This window comes from Capnocytophaga sp. oral taxon 324 str. F0483, assembly GCF_000318315.2.
Lineage (GTDB): Bacteria > Bacteroidota > Bacteroidia > Flavobacteriales > Flavobacteriaceae > Capnocytophaga > Capnocytophaga ochracea.
In genome coordinates, this window is sequence record NZ_KB291527.1 from 56,133 (window position 1) to 79,234 (window position 23,102).

The 23,102-nt window shown below is 35.9% G+C and carries 22 protein-coding genes and 1 riboswitch; of the genes, 15 read left to right on the plus strand and 7 right to left on the minus strand.

Translation table 11 applies throughout. From position 1 onward, the window contains the following. Positions 1-358: 358 nt before the first annotated feature. The 7 genes from HMPREF9072_RS07850 to HMPREF9072_RS07885 all read right to left on the minus strand — a co-directional run bounded on the left by HMPREF9072_RS07850 (position 359) and on the right by HMPREF9072_RS07885 (position 5,322). Positions 359-1,036 (minus strand): hypothetical protein, encoded by a 678-nt coding sequence (locus HMPREF9072_RS07850; RefSeq protein ID WP_009411188.1) that lies wholly within the window; start codon positions 1,034-1,036, stop codon positions 359-361. Between the two features lie 163 nt (positions 1,037-1,199). Further along, positions 1,200-2,093, minus strand: coding sequence for a phosphoadenosine phosphosulfate reductase family protein (locus tag HMPREF9072_RS07855; RefSeq protein WP_009411189.1), 894 nt, complete (start codon positions 2,091-2,093; stop codon positions 1,200-1,202). Positions 2,094-2,107: 14 nt separating this feature from the next. Further along, positions 2,108-3,442: a replicative DNA helicase gene (locus tag HMPREF9072_RS07860; protein WP_009411190.1), complete on the minus strand. Its 1,335-nt coding sequence runs from the start codon at positions 3,440-3,442 to the stop codon at positions 2,108-2,110. After that, complete coding sequence (locus tag HMPREF9072_RS07865) at positions 3,435-4,178, minus strand: transcriptional regulator (protein WP_009411191.1); 744 nt, start codon at positions 4,176-4,178, stop codon at positions 3,435-3,437. The genes HMPREF9072_RS07860 and HMPREF9072_RS07865 overlap by 8 nt, the downstream gene beginning before the upstream one ends. A gap of 2 nt (positions 4,179-4,180) precedes the next feature. Continuing rightward, positions 4,181-4,462 carry a DUF3853 family protein gene (locus HMPREF9072_RS07870; RefSeq protein WP_009411192.1) on the minus strand — a complete coding sequence of 94 codons (282 nt, stop codon included), beginning with the start codon at positions 4,460-4,462 and terminating at the stop codon, positions 4,181-4,183. After that, positions 4,455-4,781, minus strand: a complete 327-nt coding sequence (locus tag HMPREF9072_RS07875) for a DUF3853 family protein (protein WP_034566312.1) — start codon at positions 4,779-4,781, stop codon at positions 4,455-4,457. The genes HMPREF9072_RS07870 and HMPREF9072_RS07875 overlap by 8 nt, the downstream gene beginning before the upstream one ends. Positions 4,782-5,079: 298 nt before the next feature. After that, positions 5,080-5,322: a hypothetical protein gene (locus HMPREF9072_RS07885; protein ID WP_009411195.1), complete on the minus strand. Its 243-nt coding sequence runs from the start codon at positions 5,320-5,322 to the stop codon at positions 5,080-5,082. 137 nt (positions 5,323-5,459) lie between these two features. Here HMPREF9072_RS07885 and HMPREF9072_RS07890 point away from each other — a divergent pair, with 137 nt between their 5' ends. The 15 genes from HMPREF9072_RS07890 (at position 5,460) to HMPREF9072_RS07960 (ending at position 23,087) form a co-directional block, all read left to right on the plus strand. Beyond that, complete coding sequence (locus HMPREF9072_RS07890) at positions 5,460-5,864, plus strand: hypothetical protein (RefSeq protein ID WP_009411196.1); 405 nt, start codon at positions 5,460-5,462, stop codon at positions 5,862-5,864. After that, the gene (locus HMPREF9072_RS07895; RefSeq protein ID WP_009411197.1) at positions 5,861-6,310 is read left to right on the plus strand and encodes a hypothetical protein; all 450 of its coding nucleotides are present in this window, start codon (positions 5,861-5,863) and stop codon (positions 6,308-6,310) included. The genes HMPREF9072_RS07890 and HMPREF9072_RS07895 overlap by 4 nt, the downstream gene beginning before the upstream one ends. Beyond that, positions 6,307-7,569, plus strand: coding sequence for a site-specific integrase (locus HMPREF9072_RS07900; protein WP_009411198.1), 1,263 nt, complete (start codon positions 6,307-6,309; stop codon positions 7,567-7,569). Before HMPREF9072_RS07895 ends, HMPREF9072_RS07900 begins: the two co-directional genes overlap by 4 nt. 350 nt (positions 7,570-7,919) lie before the next feature. After that, positions 7,920-9,092 carry an AraC family transcriptional regulator gene (locus HMPREF9072_RS07905; protein WP_009411199.1) on the plus strand — a complete coding sequence of 391 codons (1,173 nt, stop codon included), beginning with the start codon at positions 7,920-7,922 and terminating at the stop codon, positions 9,090-9,092. A gap of 243 nt (positions 9,093-9,335) precedes the next feature. Then, the gene (locus HMPREF9072_RS07910; protein ID WP_009411200.1) at positions 9,336-11,675 is read left to right on the plus strand and encodes a TonB-dependent receptor; all 2,340 of its coding nucleotides are present in this window, start codon (positions 9,336-9,338) and stop codon (positions 11,673-11,675) included. A 174-nt stretch (positions 11,676-11,849) separates the two neighbouring features. Continuing rightward, entirely contained in the window at positions 11,850-12,668 is an 819-nt protein-coding gene (locus HMPREF9072_RS07915; protein WP_009411202.1) for a CPBP family intramembrane glutamic endopeptidase, read from the plus strand. A gap of 206 nt (positions 12,669-12,874) precedes the next feature. Next, positions 12,875-13,420 carry a type II toxin-antitoxin system antitoxin SocA domain-containing protein gene (locus HMPREF9072_RS07920; protein WP_009411203.1) on the plus strand — a complete coding sequence of 182 codons (546 nt, stop codon included), beginning with the start codon at positions 12,875-12,877 and terminating at the stop codon, positions 13,418-13,420. Continuing rightward, positions 13,398-15,371 carry a hypothetical protein gene (locus HMPREF9072_RS07925; RefSeq protein ID WP_009411204.1) on the plus strand — a complete coding sequence of 658 codons (1,974 nt, stop codon included), beginning with the start codon at positions 13,398-13,400 and terminating at the stop codon, positions 15,369-15,371. The genes HMPREF9072_RS07920 and HMPREF9072_RS07925 overlap by 23 nt, the downstream gene beginning before the upstream one ends. 164 nt (positions 15,372-15,535) lie before the next feature. Then, on the plus strand, positions 15,536-16,417 hold the full coding sequence (locus HMPREF9072_RS07930; RefSeq protein WP_009411205.1) for an SDR family oxidoreductase: 882 nt from the start codon (positions 15,536-15,538) through the stop codon (positions 16,415-16,417). Positions 16,418-16,456: 39 nt separating this feature from the next. Continuing rightward, positions 16,457-17,761 (plus strand): branched-chain amino acid transport system II carrier protein, encoded by a 1,305-nt coding sequence (gene brnQ / locus HMPREF9072_RS07935; protein ID WP_009411206.1) that lies wholly within the window; start codon positions 16,457-16,459, stop codon positions 17,759-17,761. 44 nt (positions 17,762-17,805) lie between these two features. Continuing rightward, positions 17,806-17,896: riboswitch (TPP riboswitch) on the plus strand. 95 nt (positions 17,897-17,991) lie between these two features. Beyond that, entirely contained in the window at positions 17,992-20,154 is a 2,163-nt protein-coding gene (locus tag HMPREF9072_RS07940) for a TonB-dependent receptor (protein ID WP_009411207.1), read from the plus strand. Between the two features lie 96 nt (positions 20,155-20,250). Further along, positions 20,251-20,778: a hypothetical protein gene (locus HMPREF9072_RS07945; protein WP_009411208.1), complete on the plus strand. Its 528-nt coding sequence runs from the start codon at positions 20,251-20,253 to the stop codon at positions 20,776-20,778. A gap of 283 nt (positions 20,779-21,061) precedes the next feature. After that, the gene (locus HMPREF9072_RS07950; protein ID WP_009411209.1) at positions 21,062-21,718 is read left to right on the plus strand and encodes a DUF2461 domain-containing protein; all 657 of its coding nucleotides are present in this window, start codon (positions 21,062-21,064) and stop codon (positions 21,716-21,718) included. Positions 21,719-21,756: 38 nt separating this feature from the next. After that, a complete protein-coding gene (locus HMPREF9072_RS07955) occupies positions 21,757-22,128 on the plus strand; it encodes a DUF2809 domain-containing protein (RefSeq protein ID WP_009411210.1) in 372 nt (123 codons plus the stop codon). Positions 22,129-22,229: 101 nt separating this feature from the next. Beyond that, positions 22,230-23,087, plus strand: a complete 858-nt coding sequence (locus tag HMPREF9072_RS07960; RefSeq protein ID WP_009411211.1) for an NAD-dependent epimerase/dehydratase family protein — start codon at positions 22,230-22,232, stop codon at positions 23,085-23,087. Positions 23,088-23,102: the final 15 nt, after the last annotated feature.

Sequence of the window (23,102 nt, forward strand, 5' to 3'; positions counted from 1 at the left end):
AAATGAATAGAAACGATGAATACCACCATATTTATGTATTATATACATTTGTTTCTTGTGGGATAAAAAACACAAACGAGAGAGAGTTCTGATATAAAAGAATTTCTTAGAGACTTACAATATGCTATAATGCATAAAAAAAGGAATTTATGATTATTACTCTTTTACAATAAAAGAAAACTTTTCTTCAATACCCCGTATTATTTCGGTATACTACTTTTGCTATTGACACGAAAACGAATAACATATTAGCTGTCAAAAGAGTATGTGTAGATAAAAATGGCGAGGAACAGAATGTGGATAATTTAAACAACACCCCATCCCTTTTGAAGAATTTGACAAAGAATAAAAACAGAGACTATTTTTTAATACTTTCAAAAACTTCCCTTATATAATCAAACCCTTGGTGTAAATACGTTGTTGGTATTTTGTATTGGGAATAACGAGACTTTTGAAATTTCTCTTTCAATTTCTTCATATCATTTATCGAAACAAAGTGTATTGTATCTTCTTTTATTTGATTTTTATCCTTTTGGCTTCTCTCATATATAGCTATTAGGATAGGTGTTTTAGTGAAGGATTGCATATTCAAGTGTTTTGTTAAATTATCACACTCAAAATAAAAGAAAGTTTCCTTCTGCCCCTTATCAAATTCATAGAAAGTTTTACATTTTACATCAATTTCTATATTGCCAAAATTTCTAACCAAATAATCCCCTCGTTTTATAGGTTTATCAACATTATTGGTATATATTTTAAAGTTTTCTTGATTCTGATTTAAATCTTCAAGTATAAAACCCTCTTTACCAGCTTGTTTTTTGAAAAGATGTTGAGCTCTTAGCCCTATTCTAAAATCTTCATTTGCGAGAACTTTATACATCTCATTTTCAGAAACTTTAAAAGGTTTCCATTTTTCTTCTCCCTGATAAATAATAGTATCTCCTGTTATAGCATTCTCATAAACTAACTCTTCATAGTTTTCTATAAAACAATGCTCTAACTTTCCGTCTATTATGTTTATAAGATGGTATCCCATATAAACTAAATTTATTTTCGTGTTCTATTTTATCTACGATGCAAATGTACAAAAATTTTCTTAAACTGCAATCTATCCTCTTTTTACAAAAAGTATGCTTAGTCTGATATTTTACCTGTTTTATAAACTCATAATAGTGAAAAAGGAAACTAATAAATCAAAATCACTCACACAGCCCACTGTAAAAAGACATACAAGAACGGTTGTAAAGCTCATCATTTTCAAAAAGATTTCCTGAGGCTTCAATAAGGTAATTTACTACATCTGTTACACTTGCATAAGGCTTTCCTTTTTTATCAACGAGAGAGCAGTACCGTTTTGGAATGTAGTTAGGAGGAAAAAATGATGTGCCAACTAATATTTCAGCTTGGTTTACCTTTTCCACCCATTCAGGAGTAAGTTGGCACATTGCTTTAAGCTCTGATTTGTTTGTCATTACACAAGGAAAGCAACCTACTCTGTACGCTCCTTTTGAGTATAGAGGATTAGGAGTTTGTCCGTTAGCAAGAATATAATCTATCACTTGTTGTGCAGACCAATGAAATACTGGACGCAATAAGCTATCATCGTACTGTTTACACCATTCTATTACATCTTTCTTACGATAAGTATGAAAGATAGCCTTTCCATTCTTATCTGTTTTTATAGGAGTGAAATAATACTTAAAGAAACGACAATGTTCTTGCATTAAAGAACGTGATTTACTTTCAGTTGCACGTATACCTTGAATTATGAGCAAATGCTCTTGTTGGGATAACACCCAATCTATCATAGGTATAGCTTTTAGTTCTGAAGTGCAAAACCGTGCCATTGTAGAAGGAAAACGCTTCTTCTTAATAGCTAAATCAAGCAATCCATCGTATTTTTTTGATTTCAGTACGATAAGTTCAACTCCTAATAGAGCTGTTGTACTTTTTATATGCTGATAGGTAACAGAATGCTCCCAACCTGTATCACAGAATACAGCTAATACATTCTCTTTTCCATATTGATTTACAGCCCATATTAAGGAGGCTTGGCTGTCTTTTCCTCCACTGTATGCTACTACTACTTTCATTGTATTAATTTGTTTTATATTGAACTAAAATCTTTTTTCAAATTCCTAAACTTTGAAGTTGCCATATTTACAACACAACGCTCTGAGAGAATACCTCCGTGTCTATTCTTGGATATAATGATTTCTACCTCGTTTTTGGTACTTTCGTTGTTGTATTCCTTATCCCAATGGTCAATACCGTAATATTCAGGTCGATAGAGAAATACTACTTCATCAGCATCTTGTTCAATAGCCCCTGAGTCTCTTAGGTCAGAAAGAAAAGGACGTTTATCTGCACGTTGTTCTACATTACGGGAGAGTTGAGAAAGGGCTATCACGGGTATATTGAGTTCTTTTGCAAGCCCTTTTAAGCTACGAGAGATAAAAGAAATCTCCTGCTCTCTATTACCTGCTTTAGGATAGGTGATGAGCTGTAGATAATCAACAAACAATATGTTGATATGATAGCGGAGTTCCATTGATTTTGCTTTCATTTTAAGATTTTCAATTGAAATGGACGAAGTGTCGTCTATATGAATTTTCATTTGGGTAAGATTATCTTTCAGAGAAATATAGCGATACACTTCCTCATCTTTAAGTCCTTTGCGAAGAATAGATGAATTAGGGATATCAGTATAATTAGTAATAATTTTAGAGGCAATTTGTTCAGCCGACATTTCCAACGAAAATACCCCTACCGAATATCCTTGAGCTACCATATCTACAATTTGTTGTACTAAGAAAGTAGTTTTTCCCATACCAGGGCGACCTGCAACAATAGTAAGGTTGGAGTTCTGCCAGCCTCCAAATACTTTGTTGATAATAGTTAGAGAGCTTTGTAAACCTGTGGGCTTCCCTTGGTGAATACTCTCAAAATTCTTTTGTACAGCCTCTACTAATTTAGAAAACTCACGTGCTTGACGGTTATTTTCAATAAACTTATCAATAAAGAGGTTATTAAAATACTCAAAGGCTTTGTCACGTATGTCAAATATATCATTCTCTTTCTTTTGAGCCATACTGAGAAGTACAGAGAATTTATTGACAAAATCACGCTTTACAGAAGCCTGTACCAAAAGCATTATATGATACTCTATGTTAGCTGATGAAATAGCAAAAGTAGCCAAGTCAATACAATAAGCAGTATATGAATTTAACTTCTTTTTCTCAAATTCTTTTCCTAACAATATCAAATCCACAGTGCCGTATTGTTTCCAAACTTGCACAATAGTTTCGTAAATAGCTTGATGTTGTGGTACAGAAAAAAGATAAACACTCAGCATATTATAGTATTGCGCAATGAGTTGAGACTCACTCACAAGATTGCCGAGTACGTATTTTTCTATATCTATATTGATATTTTCATTCATTGTAAGTTGCTTTAGGTCTGTTTATTTTAGGAATGCTATTGAGCTTAGGTACATTGAAAATACTCTGATTATTTGAATTTGAGGCTAAATAGGGCATAGTGTTTTTTAAAGTTTGTTTCCAATTTACAATAGGCTTATTGTAGCCTGTTATCCATCCATTCTCTTTCCAAGTTTCATATTTTATTTTTAGGTGTTCTTCTAAATCTTCCTTATAGATATTTAACGTTTTAGCATAAGCTATAAACTCTTCGATAGAAGGAATGTTAGAAGACATCTTAGAAAATTGTTTTTCTTTAGTCTCAGAAGGCAAAGTAACAGGTATAGTAGGTCGTGCCATTTGCACTGACTGTGGAATGGTTTCTTGACCTGAAGGCATAACTGAAACAACTTGTTTTGCAGTACTCTTAGATACAGTCTTTTCTTTTTTTGCAACTGAAATTACCTCTTTACCTTTACGAATGACGTAATCTGGAATGATTTTGTACAATACGGGAAACCCTTTGCGAATTTGGTAGTTAATGAGCCCCAAATCTCTAAGTTTTTTTCTGTTTTTTCTAATAGAAACTCTTGTGATTGTCAGTTTTTTTGAAATGTCATAGTCAGAAATCTCGAAATCTTCTTTATTGTTTTTATCCCAAGATTCTAATAGAAAAAGATACATACAACTAATAGAATAGCTTTGAGGAAATACCTCATTCATACTCCAATATTTCTTTATTAGTTCGAGATATTCCATTGCTATTCTTTATTCTTATTCAAGAGTTCTAAGGCTTTTTCTATATCAATAACAATTATTTTTCCATTCTGAAATATAGCCTCATCTATGATACCTGAGTTTTTAATTTTGCTTGCTTTTGCACGTGAACAACCTAATATTTTAGCTAATCCTTTTATACCGTACTCATATTTTTTCTTAGGAAAGAGAGTAGAGAATTGATTCTGAATCTCTTCCATAAGTTCAGCTTTTAGTTCTTGTAGGGTAAGTTTAAACAAAGGTGTATCGGGATCTAAGTTATTCATAACGTTTTTGAAATAGAGTTATAGCCATTTCAGCATCAACTATTATTTTGCGTCCATTCTGAATAATAGCCTTATCTAATATTCCAGAATTTTTAATGTTTTGTGCGTGTGATTTAGAACATCCCAATATGGATGCAAGACCTTTTAAGCCATATACATATTTCTTTTCTAAAGATTTATCTTTAGGGAAAGGATTTACTTCAATAGTTTCTGTTTCCTCTATGTCAGAGGATAAGAAAGCTAATATATTTACTATTTTTGATTGTATTTCAATAAGTTGCTCTCTTACTGATACTTCTGTGTTATGTATTATTTTCATAAAGACATTATTTTTTGTTAAACACATATTCAGCTAATATTTGACAGTTTTCCCTGTCAAGATGCCGAATAAAATCAATCCATCCTAATTCATTATTTTTGTATTGATTACGGGCTCTCTGTGCTCTATCAATAAGATGAGCGACCATTGTGTTAGAGATTTTACCTGAGTAAATCTCCCCAACGACATCTATATTCTTGTTGTACAAAAACATTACGACCTTTAAAAGTAGTTTTACTTCTAAATTTATTGCACAATTGATTCTTGGATAGATTATTGTTTTTAATCTAACCTAACCTTAATTGCTTAGCTCTTTGTCTACAATTACAGGTTTTTCAGAACTAAAATCGTGGAAGATTTGCTCTTCGGTGAAGCCTTGTTCTTTGTAAAATAGAACAGCTTCCCAAAGAGTCAAATTACGGCTGTTTCTGCGTGCCAATCCTAATACTGATTGCTGTTGGTTACCCAGCCTTTTAGCTAACTCAATGCTAAAATTGTTGTCGTTCAAAATTTTTTCGATGATAATTTTACTTACTTTCATTTTTTATTTATATATTTGCCAATTATTTAGTAATTGCATTTTAAACCTAAATGGATTTGTATTTCGGCTGCAAATATATAGTTTAAAAACTAAATATGAAAGAAAATTAGACAAAAAACTAATAAAATATTTTCGCTATGGTGGAGAGAATTTTACAATTTATTGAATATAAAGGAATTAGTAAGTTGGCTTTTTATAGAGAAGTTGGGCTTTCTAACGGATTTTTAGATAAAAATAAAAGCGTGGGAACTGATAATTTAGTTAAAATATTAAAGTCTTATCCTGAAATAGAACCTTTGTGGTTGTTATTAGGAGAAGGAGAAATGCTAAAAAAAGGGACTGTAGTCATTGATAATTCTAATGTCAAATCAAAAAATAGCTTCGTCGGTAATAATATCACTGGTGGAAATGTAACAATTTCTATTTCAAATGAAGATGTTTCCAAAATAATAGAACAACATAAGGAACTTACCGAACGACTTAAAACAAGTCAAGAACAAATGAGTACATTGTTGGAAATTTTAAAAAATACTCAAAAATGAAATTCAAAAATGTAGTACTTTTATTTTTAGCATTTTTACTAAACGTTATTGCTTATTCTCAAATTAGCATAGAGAAAGCACAAGAAGATTTGGCTAATACCATCTTTAAAGAAAGTAAAGAAAAAGCTAAACTAACTTCGTTTGAAAAAGAAGATGGAGTTAAGAAAGTGAAAAATGATATTTCCTATTACTCTATAAAGTTTATAGGGAAAATACAATTTTTAAAGGCTGGAAATATCCAGCTTATGCCATTTCTTAATAGTGCAAAAAATAGTTTTTTAGAAGTAATAGATAATAATGGTGATTTCTATTCCAATGGAGGTCTTTTTAGACTTGTATACAAAGATGAGGTTTTAAATATAGAAGGAAATATACAATATATAAAAACGGAAAATGGTTGGAAAGCTAAAACAATTTTGATAGCTATAAAAGAAAATCAAAAATGAACTTAAAGTACCATTCTCAATTCCTATTAGATAAGGAAAAAGACAAACTTGATGCTCGTACCCGCTATCGTATAAAGTGGGAAGGTAATATTGTTGCCTTTAATTTAGGTTATCGCATAGAGGTAGAAAAATGGAGTAATGAAACGCAACGCTGCAAAGCTAATACTACTCACGGGAAGAAGAAAATTCCCGCTAGTGTTATCAACAGAAAGCTACAACTATTTGAACAAGCCTGCGAAGATACAATTAAATACTTTGAGGTTCAGAAAATAGTACCTACTAAAGAACAATTTCAATCTGTTTTTAATTCTAATATTGGTAGGGAGAAGAAAGTAGTATTAGAAAAATCATTCTTTCAATATTATGATGATTTTATGGCTGAGGAGGGAGCTTTTAATCAATGGACAGTTGCTACTAAAAAGAAACTTCACGTTATAAAAAATCATTTATTTAACTTTGATCCTGAACTTACTTTTGAAAAATTCACTGAAGAGAAATTAGTGGAATATCTTAATTATTTACAAGAAGAATTGAAGCAAAAAAATTCTTCTGTTTTAAAAAATATATCTTTTGTAAAATGGTTTTTACGTTGGAGTAATAAGAAAGGATATAATACAAATATTTTCTTTGAAAACTTCAAACCTAAGTTAAAGACTACACAAAAGAAGATTATTTTCTTGACTCCTTCAGAATTTAAACAATTTAGAGAGTTTGAAATTCCAAAAGAAAATAGTTATCTTGAAAAAGTACGTGATGTATTCTTATTTCAATGTTTTACTGGGCTACGGTATTCGGATGTGGAAAACTTGAAAAGGAGTGATGTAAAAGATAAATTCATAGAAATAACTACTGTGAAAACTAATGATAGTTTGACAATAGAATTGAATGAACATAGTAAAAAAATACTAGATAAATACAAAGACTACCAAGATAAAAAAGAACGAGCTTTACCTGTTATCACAAATCAAAGAATGAATGACTACTTAAAAGAATTAGCTCAATTAGCGGGTATTGATGAACCTATTCGAGAGACTTATTACATAGGAAGCAAACGCTTTGATGAGGTAATTCCTAAGTATGCATTATTGAGTACTCACGCAGGAAGACGTACATTTATTTGTAATGCACTGTCTTTAGGTATACCTCCTCAAGTAGTTATGAAATGGACAGGACATAGTGATTACAAAACAATGAAACCTTATATTGATGTAGCTGATGAAACAAAAGCTAATGCTATGGCAAAGTTCAATCTATTATAAGGTTTATTTGTCCCTACTACTAAAATCAGGGACTAAAAGCGGTGTTCTCTATTAGTCTTTATTAGTTTTTGTTGGTGTTTTATTTTATATAAACTGTTTAAAATCAATATCTTTGTACTTTTCTGTTATTTATTGGTACTTAATGTGATTCTCTCCGACTCCACATTACAATCTCATTATAGAACGAGAACTAAATAGAAAAATACTTCTATTTAGTTCTCGTTTTTTATTCATTTTAGAAGCCTTATTCACTAAATATTTGTTATATTTTTTTTCATTTATTTATCATTAAGTAGTAAAGTTATTGGATTATCTTTATATTTGCGCCATTAATAACAACAAAGATAATAATGAACACGCTCTTTACTATCGGCATTTTCCTTTGCTTTTTCCTCTCTGTATTGCTCTTTACCAAACACCCTAAAGCCTTATCGGATAAGGTGCTGGGGATATGGTTGGTGTGCATTGGTATTTATCTGCTGAATTACTACCTGCATTATTTGGGCTATTGGGAGAAATATCCTCATTTAGTAGGAGCGACGCACCCTTTTCCGCTTTTGTTTGCTCCTTTTGTATATTTGTACGTATTGGTGTGTTCACGTGAAGACCAACATTTTCATTGGCGCGATAGCTTGCACTTTTTACCTTTTTTCTTCACCTACGTTGTGATGTTTCCCTTTCTTTTTGGCTATTCGGCGACTGAAAAAGCAATGATAGACCAAGCCGATTACCATAGTCCCTATCAATGGTTATTTACAACTTCGTTTGTAGCTTTTGTGACCGTGAGTGTGGTATATATTGTATTGGCTTATCAGAAAATTAATCAGTATGAGCAGGTAATAGGCGACAATTTTGGCTATAACGAAGGTATTAGTTTGCAATGGCTACGACTGTTACTCATTGGGTTCGGGCTGATTTTTTCAGTGATGATAGTGGGATATATAGTGCAATTTCTCTTAGAAATAGAGATAGGAGTTAATATAGAACTTATTTTCTTGGCACTCTTTGTCTTACTTATAGGGCTTATTGGCTTCTGGGGCATACGGCATCAGGGAATTTTTAGTGTTGAAAAACAAAAGCCTTTTATAAAGAATTTAGTCTTGTCTGACAATTCTCATAGGTCAGACAATATTGAAACTTCTTCATTCTCCAAAACTCCTGAATACCGCAAATCCGGTTTGAAAGCCGAGAATGCAACCAGCTTACACCAACAGCTGCTCACACTAATGACTACCGAAAAACCTTATCTCGAACCTAAACTCTCCTTAGCTCAATTAGCTGAAATGTTAGGTGTACTTCCTAACCACCTTTCACAAATTATCAACCAATACGAAGAAAAGAATTTTTATGACTTTGTGAACAGCTATCGTGTCGAAGAGTTTATCACTTTGGCGAAGAAAGACATTGATAAGAATTTTAATCTTTTGGGTCTTGCCTATGAAGCGGGCTTTAACTCTAAGTCCTCTTTCAATCAAGTGTTTAAGAAGATAACAGGTAAAACACCAAGTGAATTTCTGAATTAGGTGCGAGAAGCATAGTTTAGCACGTCCAAACTCTCACGCTACCCCTTCTTTTCACTCTCTCCGACCCGTCCGCCCCGCACAATTCTTCCGGCGAATAAAACCTCCCTAACCCCTTGCCTCACTACCAATTAATCATTAATCACTAAACATTAATCATTAAAAAAGCGTCCATTCTCTCACGCTTGGGCGATGCACCTTGTTTTCCACCATACCTTTGCCCCAGAATTTTAAACGTATTACGTAATGAAAACCTTTTTGAACATCGTTCTTTTTTTAGTGCTTCCGCTTGTAGCACACGCACAAGATATTACCCAAACACTTAGGGGTACTATTTATGACCAAAGCACTCACGAACCTCTAATGGGGGCTACCATAGTGGTGCAAAACTCTAATCCTGTTATTGGTACAACTACCGATGAGGCGGGAAACTTTTCGATTACTAACCTCCCCTTAGGAAGGGTGAGTTTGGAAATTTCTTATATAGGTTATGAGAGCCGCGTGATTCCCGAACTGATGATTACTTCAGCCAAAGAAGTAGTGCTTAGTATTGCTCTGAAAGAAGCCGCCGCTGAGCTTGAAGGCGTGGAGGTAGTAGCGGGTATCCACAAGGAGAAAGCTCTCAATGCAATGGCTACCGTGAGTGCCCGCACCTTTTCGGTAGAGGAAACACAGCGCTATGCTGGCGGACTTAGTGACCCTGCGCGTTTGGCTTCTGCCTTTGCAGGGGTCTCTACGGGTAACTTGCAGGACAACTCTATTGTCGTGCGCGGTAATGCTCCGCAGGGCGTGCAATGGCGATTGGAAGGCGTGGAAATCCCTTCGCCTCAGCATTTTTCTGGGGGAAACGTCATTGGGGGCGGACTGGTGACGCTTTTTAGCAATCAGGTGATTGGTAATTCCGATTTTCTTACAGGGGCTTTCCCTGCCGAGTATGGCGATGCGCTCGCTGCTGTTTTTGATGTGAAAATGCGCACTGGTAACACTTCCCGCTACGAGCATACAGCACAAGTGGGCGTTTTAGGGCTCGACTTTGCTTCTGAGGGTCCCCTTTCACGCGCCAAAGGCTCTTCTTATCTTTTCAACTATCGCTATTCTGCTTTGGGATTACTCAATGATTTGAAAATCAATAAAACAGGTCAGCGTATTAAGTACCAAGATTTTTCCTTTAAATTGAATTTCCCTACTGAAAAAGCAGGTACATTCTCTCTTTGGGGTATCGGGGGGATTGACAACACTCATAAAGATGCTTTAAACTCTCCAACCGACTGGAAAACTGATATCGACCGCGTGAATAACAATTGGGATACTTACGTGGGTACAGTAGGGTTGCGTCACCAAATCACCGCTGGCGAGCGCAGTTTTGTAGAATCACACGTCGCTTTTTCGGGTACTGACGACCGTATTAGCACCGATTACCTTTCCAATGATGCTTCTGTGTTCACCCCCGATAGCCGACTTAAAAAACAAAACGGCACACTCACTTTGGCGACCGCACTCACTCATAAACTCTCTCCTTTGGCTACTTTAAAAGTAGGGATTTCATCTAAACAACTTTTCTACAAGTATAACCTCAGCGCTGCACAAGATTATATTCCTTCCACTTATGCGCGTATTGTCAATTCGGCAGGCAATACGCATCTTACCGAAAGCTATGCCCAACTCAAATACCAGCTATCGCCTGCCCTTTTAGCAAATGTGGGATTGCGCGCTCACTATTTTGGTTTGAGTAAAGAACTCTCTCTTGAAAGTAGGGCAGGATTGGCTTGGAAACTTTCTGATAAACACAGTTTGAGTTTCGGTTATGGCAAACACTCTCAACCCGAAGATTTGAATGTTTATATGATAGAGGTAGGTGGCGTAGCTGTGAATAAGGATTTGAAACTTAGCGATGCACATCATTTTGTGTTAGGTTACGACTGGATGCTTACCGATAAATTGCGTTTCAAAGCCGAAGCCTATTATCAATATCTGTGGAATATCCCAGGGGAAGAAGGTACCAGCTACTCGCTTATCAATTTGCGACGGGCGTTGTATCTCAACAAAGCACTCGTGAATAATACCAAAGGACGCAATTATGGTATCGACCTTACTTTGGAGCGCTTTTTGGGTGATAATTATTATTACCTTATCACGGGTTCTATCTTCAAATCCGAATATAAAGCGGGTGATAATGTGTGGCGTAATACGCGCTATAACAAAGGTTTTGTTCTGAATGCCCTCTTTGGTAAAGAATTCTATTTTGCCAATAACCGCAAGGTGCTCGATGTGAATGCGCGTGTGAGTGTAACTGGAGGTGAGCGTTACAGTCCGATTTTGGAAAGCCAATCGTTAGCCCAAAAACGTGTGATATACGATGAAAGTCGGGCTTTTAGCGAGCAATTCCGCACCCTTACCTATGCCGACCTTACTGTGAATTACCGCATCAACCACCGCAAGAGCAGTAGCGTGTTCTCTTTCCAAATGAAGAATGTACTCGGTGCGCCTATCTATATCGACCATAATTACAATTACCAAACCGGACAAATAGAGCTCAGTAAAGCTACTTTGGTTATTCCTAATATCAGTTATAAAATAGAATTTTGAAAGTAAAGGCCTCACCCCCGTTCCCCCTCTCCGAAGGAGAGGAGGCAAGCCGTGAAAGCGATTATTGCGAGAGGCTAAACTTTGTCTTTATTTTAAAAATGCTCACTTTTGCAGATTGTCCCCCTTCGGGGGGACGGGGGCTTTCTCATAAATTGAGTTTAACTCTTAAATAAAATGAAAAAGTATAATCACCCTATTTTGTTTTTTACCCTTTCCCTTGTGATTCCTTGGGTATTGTGGTTTGTGGTGGCTTATTGGAGTCACCAGCCAAAAGCACCTAATGCTTTTTGGACAGGCTTTTTTGAATTGGCAGGTTTGTTATCTCCTATGGGCGTGGCTACCTACCTCTTTGCACGCAATAAGGAGCTCTTAACTGACCTCAAAACGCGTTTTATTGGCAGAAATTTGCTCGCCAACCGCTATTTTTGGATTACCCTCTTGTTTCCACCCCTTTCCATTGTGGTGGCACAGCTACTTTCGCTCGGTTTAGGGCATAGTCTCGACCAGTTTTACATTTCGGGAGAGCCTAGTTTCAGTTCAGCGCCTTTCAACGCTTGGTTTGTGCTCTGTTTGGCGCCGGTGCTCGAAGAATTGGCTTGGCATACTTATGGCACTGATGCCTTGCGCAGTAGGTGGACGCTTTTCACCTCATCGCTCATCTTTACCGTCTATTGGGGGTTGTGGCATTTGCCCTTGTTCTTTGTAAAAGACTACTACCAAAGCAATGTACAAGCTGAGGGGTGGCTCTATACAGCCAACTTTTTCGTGAGTCTGTTTGCCTTTGTGTTTATCATCAACTGGTTGTATTACAAATCAGGGCGCAACGTGCTGGTAGCCATATTGTTCCATTTGGTAGCCAATGTTTCCAACGAAATCTTCGCTACCCACCCCGATAGCAAACTGATACAAACAGGCTTATTCGCTCTACTCGTTGGGTATATCCTCATAAAAGAGAGACGATTGTTTTTTAGTGAGAGCCATACGGGTAGGTGAGAGGATGAGAAAAATGTAAATATTTTTCAATTGAATATCAGAGATTTATGAATTTTTTATAAGAAAAAAATGAAAAAACAATAAAATAATTATCAACAAATACTTGTTAATAACTTTTTTTTAGTAGATTTGCAACGTCATTTTACTATAGCAAAAATACTATAGTATTTTTGCTATAGTACTTTTACTCTTTAAAATCAAGAACAATGAATACATCAAATAATAAATTAGTAACTTTTGAATATGTACTTTACAAGCTCAATGAATGGTATGAAGAGATGAATCCTGATAAGAAGGGTACAGGAGAGAATGACTTGAGTATTTTGAAAGCTATGAAATTGTTATTCTTTATTTCAGGGGTTGATATAGCAAATAACTTGTTTGATACTTTTAATAGATTTCAAGCTTGGCAATATGGGCACGTAGAAGCTGATTTATATAATCAATATTCGCAAAAGAAAGGTAATTTTAACTATTTAGAAATAAGTAGAGAAAGAACTATTTTAAAGGAAAAGGCTTTTACAATGCTTAATGAAAGTAATTGTCTTCCTAAACAACTTAAATCAAAAATAGATGATGATATTGAGAAGCTAAAGGAAAAGAATAAAGAGTTGATAAATTATCCTGCTTTTGAATTAGTGAATCTAAGTCATGCTTATCACTCTTGGGATATTTATTATAATAAATTGAAAAAACCATATACTGATATGGATAAAAGTATAATTATAAATGAACCAAAATACTACCAATAGTTACATTTCAAAGTCTTTAGATATAGCAAAAGATATAGATAAAAAGCTAAGAGCAGAAGACTTTGACATAATAAATAACATAGGAAGTTTTATCTCTTCAGAGGAAGAGATAATTTCTTGTCTTTTTAACTCAATTTTAATTGGTGAATTTATCACTGATACTAACTTTGAAAATCTAAATTCCTCTCAAGAGGGTTTAGATTTTTCTGTTATAGAGAATATTGATTTACTTTCAATAGAGAATATTTTAGCAAATAATAAGGAAATACCAGATTCTACAAGAAGTAGTATAGAGATTTTCAAAGAACATATAATTCAAATAAAATCTATTATTTCCGATTTATACATTCCCTTTGTAAAAGATGTAAGGGTTATCCTAAAGAATCAAGAGACAGATATTGTTATTACTTCTTTTTATAAGTATCAAATCACAAATAATAATGACTATGTACTAAAGATATTTATTTTAAATATATCTTTATGTTTAATAGATATTTTATTTGATGAAACACAATACTGTTTTGATAGAATAGCTTCTATAAAAGAGGAGATTTTATCTATTGAGTCAATACCTAAATACCGCTTTTTAAAAAATGAGATAGAAAAAATAAAGAAGAAAGCTACTTTTTTACTTTTTAAATGGTGTAAAAGAGCTGAAGTAAGTGGCGTCTCATTATATATTGATAAAGGGATTGAAAGTTATGAAACAGAACTTAAAAATTATGGAAGTGACTGGATTTCATTAGTTGACTATATTAACAATCATTATTACAATGAAAAAAGTGAAAAACAAAAGATTTCAGAAAGAAAACTAAAAAAATCATTTGCTGATATTAAAGATAAGAATTTTGACGAGTTTTCTTGTAGAGAAATTCACTTATATATCAAATACTATAAGGATATTAATAAGAACTTAGATAAATTAGATGAAATAATATTATTCTTAGAGGAATGGAAAGATGAGGAGGAAATAAATAATGAAGAGAAAAATATAAGAACTATCATTTATAACTATGCTCGTAATAATCGTTTTTCTCTTTTCACTGAAACTTGTGATGATAGAGAAGATTTGCAAAAACAGTATTATAAAATTAATAATAAAGATAATAAAAATTACTTCCTTCAATACAAATTTATTGATAAATCAATACAGCTACTGAATACTGAACTTAAACAAACAAATGAGACAACTACTATTGAGGAAATAGATAAAATTGAAAATTATCTTAAAAAAATAGAGTCTGAATACATTACCTATAAAAAAAATATTGAGTGGATATTAGAACATATCTATTTCATATACAGAGTTTCTTTTAAGGAATGTATTATTGATGATATTTTTATCTATTCATCTTTCTTACTTCCCTTAGACAACAGAAAATCAAAAGATAGATTTGAAAAAATAACGGATGATTTTAGAGAATTAAAAAGTCAGCTACCACTTTTTAGAAAAATGGCAGAATTTAAAGGTGATGTTTCAAAAGTAAAAGAAGACCTCTTCCAGTTCGATGAAAAAATAGAAAAGCACGATACCAAAACGATAGAATTAATGGGGTTATTTTCGGCTATTATAGCCTTTGTAATGGGGAGTATCCCTACATTTCAATATCTTAAAAATATTTTTGATGTTGGAATTTTCTTTGTTGTTTTTGCTACTTCTCTTATCTCTTTTCTTTTAGTGCTGTTATTTATTACAGGAAGGATAAAAGTAAATAAGGAGCAAGAATGGTGGAAATCTCCAATACTATATTTCTATCCTGCAATGATTATTATTACAATTGCTCTTAGCTGTTTCAAACCTAAAGATGACAACCATAAAACTACTACCCTGCAGCAAACTGAAAAGACCGTTATAGAAGAAAAAATCACTTCAAATAAAACCGTTGACACGCTCAAACAATCTAAAACTACTAAAAAACATACCATTTCTACCAAAGATTCTTTAAAATAATTACTTCCTAATTATGCAAAAACAAAGAATAGGTACCATCCACTTCCTTACCAAAGAAGAAGGTTGATTGTTTTGATAATCAATTTCGTTTAGTAGGGGCGACTGGCAAATCGCCTTTTTTCAAACAGGCTTTTAAAAGTCTTAAATCAATTTATTAAAACAGTATGAAATCATCAGAAAAAATATTATTAGCCGGAGCGACCGGTTATTTAGGTCAGTTTATATTAGCTGAACTCTTAAAAAAAGAATACCCTACCCGCATTATAGTGCGCAATAAGTCGAAAATAGCACCCGCTTTACTTACCCACCCACTATTAGAAGTAGTGGAGGCTGAGGTAACAAAACCCAATACTTTACTCGGTGTGTGCGAGGGGGTTACCCAAGTGATTTCCGCTGTCGGAATTACTCGGCAGAAAGACAAACTCACCTACGAGCAAGTAGATTATGCGGCTAACAAGAACTTGCTTGACGAAGCACTGCACTTAGGGGTACGTAAGTTCGTATATATTTCCGTATTAAACGGCGAAGCAATGCGTCCTATTGCCATTGGGGCTGCCAAAGAGCGTTTTGTAGATACCCTTAAAACCAGTGGAATGGACTACTGTATCGTGCGTCCATCGGCTTTTTACAGCGATATAGCTACCATCTTTTCAATGGCAAAAGAAGGTAAAGTGCGTCTCTTTGGCAAAGGGCAATACGCTATGAATCCTATTCACGGCGAGGATTTAGCCGAGGTGTGTGTAGCGCAATTAGAGAGCTCCGAAAAGGAAGTGAATGTAGGAGGGGCTGAGGTGTTCACCCAGTATGAAATCGTTGCTTTGGCTTTCGAGGTGTTACATAAGCCTGTGAAGGTCGTTTTTTTGCCTGATTGGGTACGGAAGTCCGTTTTGAAAATAAGCAAATATCTCTTGCCTAAAAGTGCTTACGGCACTATAGAATTCGTTTTCACCGTAATGGCAATGGATTCGGTAGCGCCAATGAAGGTAGGAAAACATAGGTTGAAGGTATTTTTTGAGGAACTTCGAAATAAATATTTGCATTTGTAGTATAAAATTACTATTTTTGCAAAGTTATTCTCTACCTCTATGCATCATATTCGTAAAAGCAAATGGAAAACTATTACCACCGTAGGCTTCGCTTTATTTGCGATGTTCTTTGGGGCGGGTAATCTTATATTACCTCCGTTCATAGGTTTAAGAACGGAAGGTGAATGGGGTATGGCGTTGTTAGGCTTTTTTATCACTGCTATTTTAGCTCCTTTTTTAGGGGTGTTAATGGTGGCTAAAACGGGCACTCACTTCACTGATTTAGGGAAGAAAACGCACCCTTGGCTCATTAAAATCCTCACGTTATTAGTTATTTTATGCATAGGTCCTTTGGTAGCTATCCCACGCACCGCTGCTACTACTTTTGAGGTAGGCATACAACCCTTATTACCTGCTTTTCCTAAGGTGTGGTTCATCGTTCTATTCTTTGCCGTTGTAACTGCATTATCTATATCGAAATCCAAGATTGTAAGCATTATAGGCAGGTTTCTCACTCCTTTTCTGCTGATAGTTTTAGTATTGCTTATTATTTTAGGCGTATGCTTCCCCCCTGATAGTATTACCTCTACGGCATTTACCGCTACCGAAAGTTTTTCTTTGGGTTTCTTAGAAGGCTACCAAACAATGGATTTGCTGGCTTCGGTTATCTTTGCAGGTATTGTTATTGCAGCAGTAATAGATAGTGGCTATACCTCACGCAATGAGCGTGTTTCTGTTACTTTTGCGGCTGGAATGCTTTCTACGCTCTGTTTGTTGTTTATTTATGGAGGGCTTATCTACTTAGGCGCCACTACCGATTATCCTTTAACTGATAGCGTACAACGCACTGAACTTCTGTTACACATTTCTCATTCTGTTTTAGGAAAATGGGGCACTATCACTATTGCCTTAGCTATTGGTTTTGCTTGTCTTACTACGGCTATTGCTCTTACATCGGCAGTGGGCTTATTCTTTGAAGAAGTAACTCACCAACGCATCCCGTACAAAGTAGGTGCTATAGTCTGTACGCTCATTTCAGTAGTATTATCAATTAACACGGTGGATAATATCATCAACTATGCGATTTATATTCTGCTATTTATATACCCCATAGTCTCTACTCTCATTATAACCGTTTTATTCTTCGACCGCTTTGTAAATAGCAAATTACCCTATATTTTAAGCGTATTGGTCACTGCTATTATTTCCACTATTGATAGCTGTCAAACGTTAGGACTACCCTTTGATAAGCTTTATGAAATTAAAAGCCTATTACCTTTGAGCGATTACGGTTTAGAATGGTTTTTACCTGCCTTGCTAACTTTTATTATTACAGCTTTCATAAAAGGCTTTAAGAAGAAATAATTAGCGTATTATTTGCGGTTTTAGTATTTATTTGTACTTTTGCGCCGTCTCATAAGGGGTGCTGTAACAGGCTGAGATTATACCCATTGAACTTGAACGGATAATCCCGTTGAAGGAATGAAACTAAGCAATTGGAGCTTGTTTTTGCTTTTGGGTAGCATAAACAGGCTTTTTTATTTTATTAACACACCAAATAATAGCCTCTTTTATTTGTAAATATTTATTTTACAATGAAAAATGTACTTTTGTACACTGCTATTTGCCTTACTACATCGGCAATGGCACAACAGACAATAGAGCCTGACTCTATCGTCCCTTCACCTAAGCCCATTCAGTTAGACGAAGTATTAGTATCGTCCGTGAGGGCTACCAGAAAACTTCCCGTAACCTTTTCTAACCTCTCTAAAGAGGAAATCAAGACCAAAAATTTCGGTCAGCAAATGCCTTTGTTGTTAGGTCAGTTGCCTAATGTGGTGAGCTATTCCGAAGATGGTTCGGGCTTTGGTAGTAGCAATATGTTTGTACGTGGGAGCGACTTGTACCGTACCAATGTTACTATCAATGGCATACCACTCAACGACTCCGAATCACAAGGGGTTTTCTGGTATAATCTCTCCGACTTTGCTTCTTCTGCCGAAAGTATACAGTTGCAACGCGGGGTAGGTACTTCTTCTAATGGAGCAGGAGCTTTCGGCGCCAGCCTAAACGTTCTCACCGATGCTGTACAAGAGCAGGCATCAGGAGAACTCGCCAACTTCTACGGCAGTTATAATACTCACAAACACAGCCTTAAACTTTCTACGGGAAAACTCAACGACCGTTTTGAGCTCAGCGGACGCTTTTCTGTTATCAAGAGTGATGGCTATCGCGACCGCGCTTCCTCCGACCTTAAATCCTATTTCTTACAAGGCGCTTATAGCCACGGGGGGACGCTCATCAAAGGATTAGTATTTGGAGGCAAACAAAGTGTCTATCTCACTTATTTGGGAGTAGATAAAGAAACTTTGAATAGCAATCGCCGTTATAATCCTGCCGGAGCCTACAAAGATGCTGCAGGTAACAAACGTTTCTACGATAACGAAACCGATAATTACCAGCAAGACCACGCCCAACTGCACTGGACACAACAGTGGAATACGGCGTGGCATACGCAACTTTCCTTCCACTACACCAAAGGTAAAGGCTATTGGGAGAACTATGAGAAGAAAAAATATTCTAAGGTAGGATTGCCCAAAGTGCTCGACGGGGCAGGCAAGGAGCAAAAAGCATACATCATTCACCAACAAGGATTAAACAACGATTTCTGGGGTACTACTTTTTCGGTGAACTATCAGAAAGACGGCGTGCAACTGCTCTTTGGAGGATTGCTCAATCGCTATGAAGGGTCGCATTACAAGGATTTGCTATGGGCAGAAAAAGCGCCTTTTGTGTATGGCAATCGTTATAGCTACGAAGGGCTCAACACCAAAGAAGAAGTGGCGGGGTATGGCAAACTCACTTGGCAATTTGCTCCTAAATGGAGTCTGTTTGCCGATGTACAATTCCGTCACGTAGGGTATAAGGCGAATAAATACAAAATAGACGAAAACCTTAACAGTTTCAACCCTAAGGCGGGTATTACCTTCTTCTTGAATGCACATAACGACCTTTACCTCTCTTATGCTCGTGCTACCAAAGAGCCTAACCGCTCCGATTACAAGAGTTATTACGAAGCCCTACAAGACGACCCTAATGCTAAAAAACCTATCGCCGAGAAGCTCAACGATATCGAACTCGGTTGGCGACTCACTACCCCCAAAGTACGTTTGAACCTCAATGGGTATTATATGGGGTATGAAGACCAATTAGTACTTTCAGGGAAGCTCAATAGCACCGGTTATCCTATCCGTGAGAATGTAGGCAAGAGTTATCGTGCAGGAATTGAAGCCGATGCGATGGTGCAACTCTCAGAGCGTTGGTTGTGGTCGCCTAACGTAGCTTTTAGCAAAAATATAAACAGAGATTATAAGAATCAAGATGCTGAGGTCGCCACTCGCACTATTAGTTGGGGCGATACTCGCATTTCGTATTCTCCTGATGTAGTGCTCGGTAACACCATTACTTTTATACCTATTGACGGCTTTCAAATAGGGTTGATTTCTAAATATGTAGGTGCACAATATGTAGATAACACCGAGCGTGAGGAAGCAAAACTCGATGCTTATTTCGTGAATAACCTTAGTTTGCAATACGAGTGGAAGCCTAAAAGCACTTTCAAATCGGTATTGTTTTCGGTAATGGGGAATAACATTTTCAATACCAAATACACTCCTTACGGCGATAACGGTTACGGAATGGTGTATATTCCCGCTGCCGAAGCCAATTACTTAGCAGGGGTAACGCTTAGTTTTTAGGAGATAAAAGATAAAGCCTGCTATAGTTTTTGTTACTTTGTTTTGAAGTTCCCATTTCTTTTATTATCTTTGTCGCGAATAAAAAACAAACCTTATATGAGAAAGTTTTTACTCTTTATTCTATTGCTTTTTGCATTGCAAATAAGTGCTCAAGAAGCCTACACCAAAGGCGATGTATTTATTGATGTGCAAACAGGTGCTTCGTTTATAGGAGGTATTATAGGCGGAGGGGTACACTATGGTGCTACGCCTCGTTTCTCGGTGGGAGCTAACTTTTCTAACCAGAGTTTTAATCTTAAAAGTAAATACGAAACTGCTTACGTACCTGAGCTCAGTGTGGACTTCCATTTTGACCATCGTATGACTACCGATTGGTATACAGGGCTTTCAATAGGGCATTGTTTTTGGCAAAGCGATACTCCTGATGGATATAGTTCAGGTGGTTGTGATAGCTCTTCCGATCCTATACCCGAAAAATTCAGAAGAGAACACACCAATAATTTTGTATTGTGGAATGCACATTTAGGTTTTCGCTATTTTATCTTCAAAAACGTAGGACTCAACGGACAAGTGGCTTTTGGGAATGCTCTTTCATTTAAAGTGGGGGTAAGTGTGAAAATCTGAAAATTTTAAGACTTTTTATATATAGGGTAGATATGCTTAGCTTATAGAAAGCTTGAACGAATCTTGGACGATAGGTATACAAAGGCTATATAAAACATTGAATTTCACACTTTTATAAGTTTAAAATTTTTAAGGGAAAACTATATGATTTCTTAATTTTAGTAAAAATCTCTAAACTAAAAAATCGTTATTTAATTGTCTTCTATTTGCAATTATTTACTATCTTTGCACTTCTAACAACAAAGATATCCTTATTGGTTATTTGTCATTTGTAATTAGTATTATGATTTTTTCTTTTCTTACAAACCTTGCTAAAAACAATAATAAAGAGTGGTTCGATGCTCATAAGGAGGCTTATGAATGTGCTAAATTAGAAGCTACATTGCTTTTCAATTATATTTATACTGGGCTTGCTGAGCACGATACCCTTGCACCACTGAAAATATACCGTATCTATCGCGATTTGCGCTTTTCTAAAGACAAAACACCTTACAAGACACACTTCGGTTGCTATATACAACGCAAACAACCGCATTACCGTGGTGGGTATTACGTGCATATTAGTCCGCAAGAGACCTTTATAGGGGGAGGTTTTTTCGATCCTAACAAAGAAGATTTATTGCGTATGCGTCAGGAAATTTCTCTCAATGCTGAGGATTTTCAAAAAGTGATGAATAGTGAGGGGATAAAGAAAGAGTTTGACGGGAAACTATGGGGTGACGAGGTGAAGACTGCCCCCAAAGGTTTTGAGAAAGACGACCCTATGATTGCCTATTTGCGCAAAAAGCAGTTTCTCTTAAAACACGACTATACACGACAAGAAGCCACAGCGAAGGACTTTGATAAGAAAGTAGTGCAGGGACTTTTGGCAATGCGTCCGTTTTTAGACTTTATGACGGAAGCTTTGACGACGGATTTGAATGGAGAAAGTTTGTTTTAGCTAAGAGGTAAAGTCCGTGACAGTTAGGTAAGTGTGATATGAAACTAACATTTAACAAAAAGTACTTTATATGGGCGTTGGCACTGTTGGGGGCAGAACTGCTTATTGCGACAGTGTTTAGCAGTATGGGCTTTATTAGAGGCTATATAGGCGATGTACTGGTGGTGATATTACTGTACTACTTAGTGCTTTCGTTCGTGAAAGTGAAGCATAAGGATAAACTCATCTGGGGTATATTTGTCTTTGCGGTAGCCGTAGAAGTGATGCAGTACTTGGGTGTGGCTACTTATTTGGGCTTCACGAGAGGAAGTTTGGGGTATATCCTCTTAGGCAATCACTTTTCGTGGGCAGATGTGGTGTGTTACGCCATTGGTTGTCTTATTTTGCAATTCACAAGTAAGAATAAATAAAATGAGGGTGAAAGGTTGTTTTGCCCCTACATAATGTAACGCAAAGCAATTGTAAAATCGGGATAATATTATATTGAACTAAGGTTGTATTATTAGGATAAATGAAGAAAATATTAGTAACGGGGGGGGCAGGATTTGTAGGTTCTAATCTTTGTGAAGCTCTTGCCAAAGACCCTAACAACGAGGTCTATTCGTTAGACAATTATTTCACCGGTAAGCGTGAAAATCACGTAGAAGGGGTGCAATATATCGAAGGAAGTACCGAACATATCTTCGAGCTTATCAGTTTTTCACCTGATATTATTTATCACTTAGGTGAATACTCACGGGTGGAACAGAGTTTTGAGGATATCGACAAGGTATTGTTGTTTAATAAAATAGGTACACTGAAAGTATTGGAGTTTTCTCGTAAACACGGAGCTAAACTCGTATATGCAGGCAGTAGCACCAAGTTTGGTGACGGGGGTTTAGGCAAAGACCAAAGTCCGTATGCTTGGAGCAAATCGTCGAATACAGAGCTTATTAAGAACTACGGTATGTGGTATGGGCTTAACTATGCTATTGTGTATTTCTACAATGTTTATGGCAAACGCGAAATTAATACAGGGAAATATGCAACACTTATAGCACTCTTTAAGGAGAAGATGAGGAAAGGGGAGCCTCTCACGGTAGTAGCCCCAGGTACTCAACAGCGCAATTTTACGCATATAGATGATATAGTAGCGGGCTTACTCTTGGTAGGTGAAAAAGGTAAAGGCGACGGTTATGGTATTGGCAGTCCGGAGACTTATACAGTTTTAGAAATTGCTCAGCTTTTTGGGGGCGAGATACAAATGCTACCGGAGCGCAAAGGTAACCGTATGACTGCTGAAGTTATTACCCAAAAAACAGAAGCTTTGGGCTGGCAAGCGAAGAAGCATATTAAAGAATATATAGAACTATTAGCAATTGATAATTAACAATTAGCAAGCGGG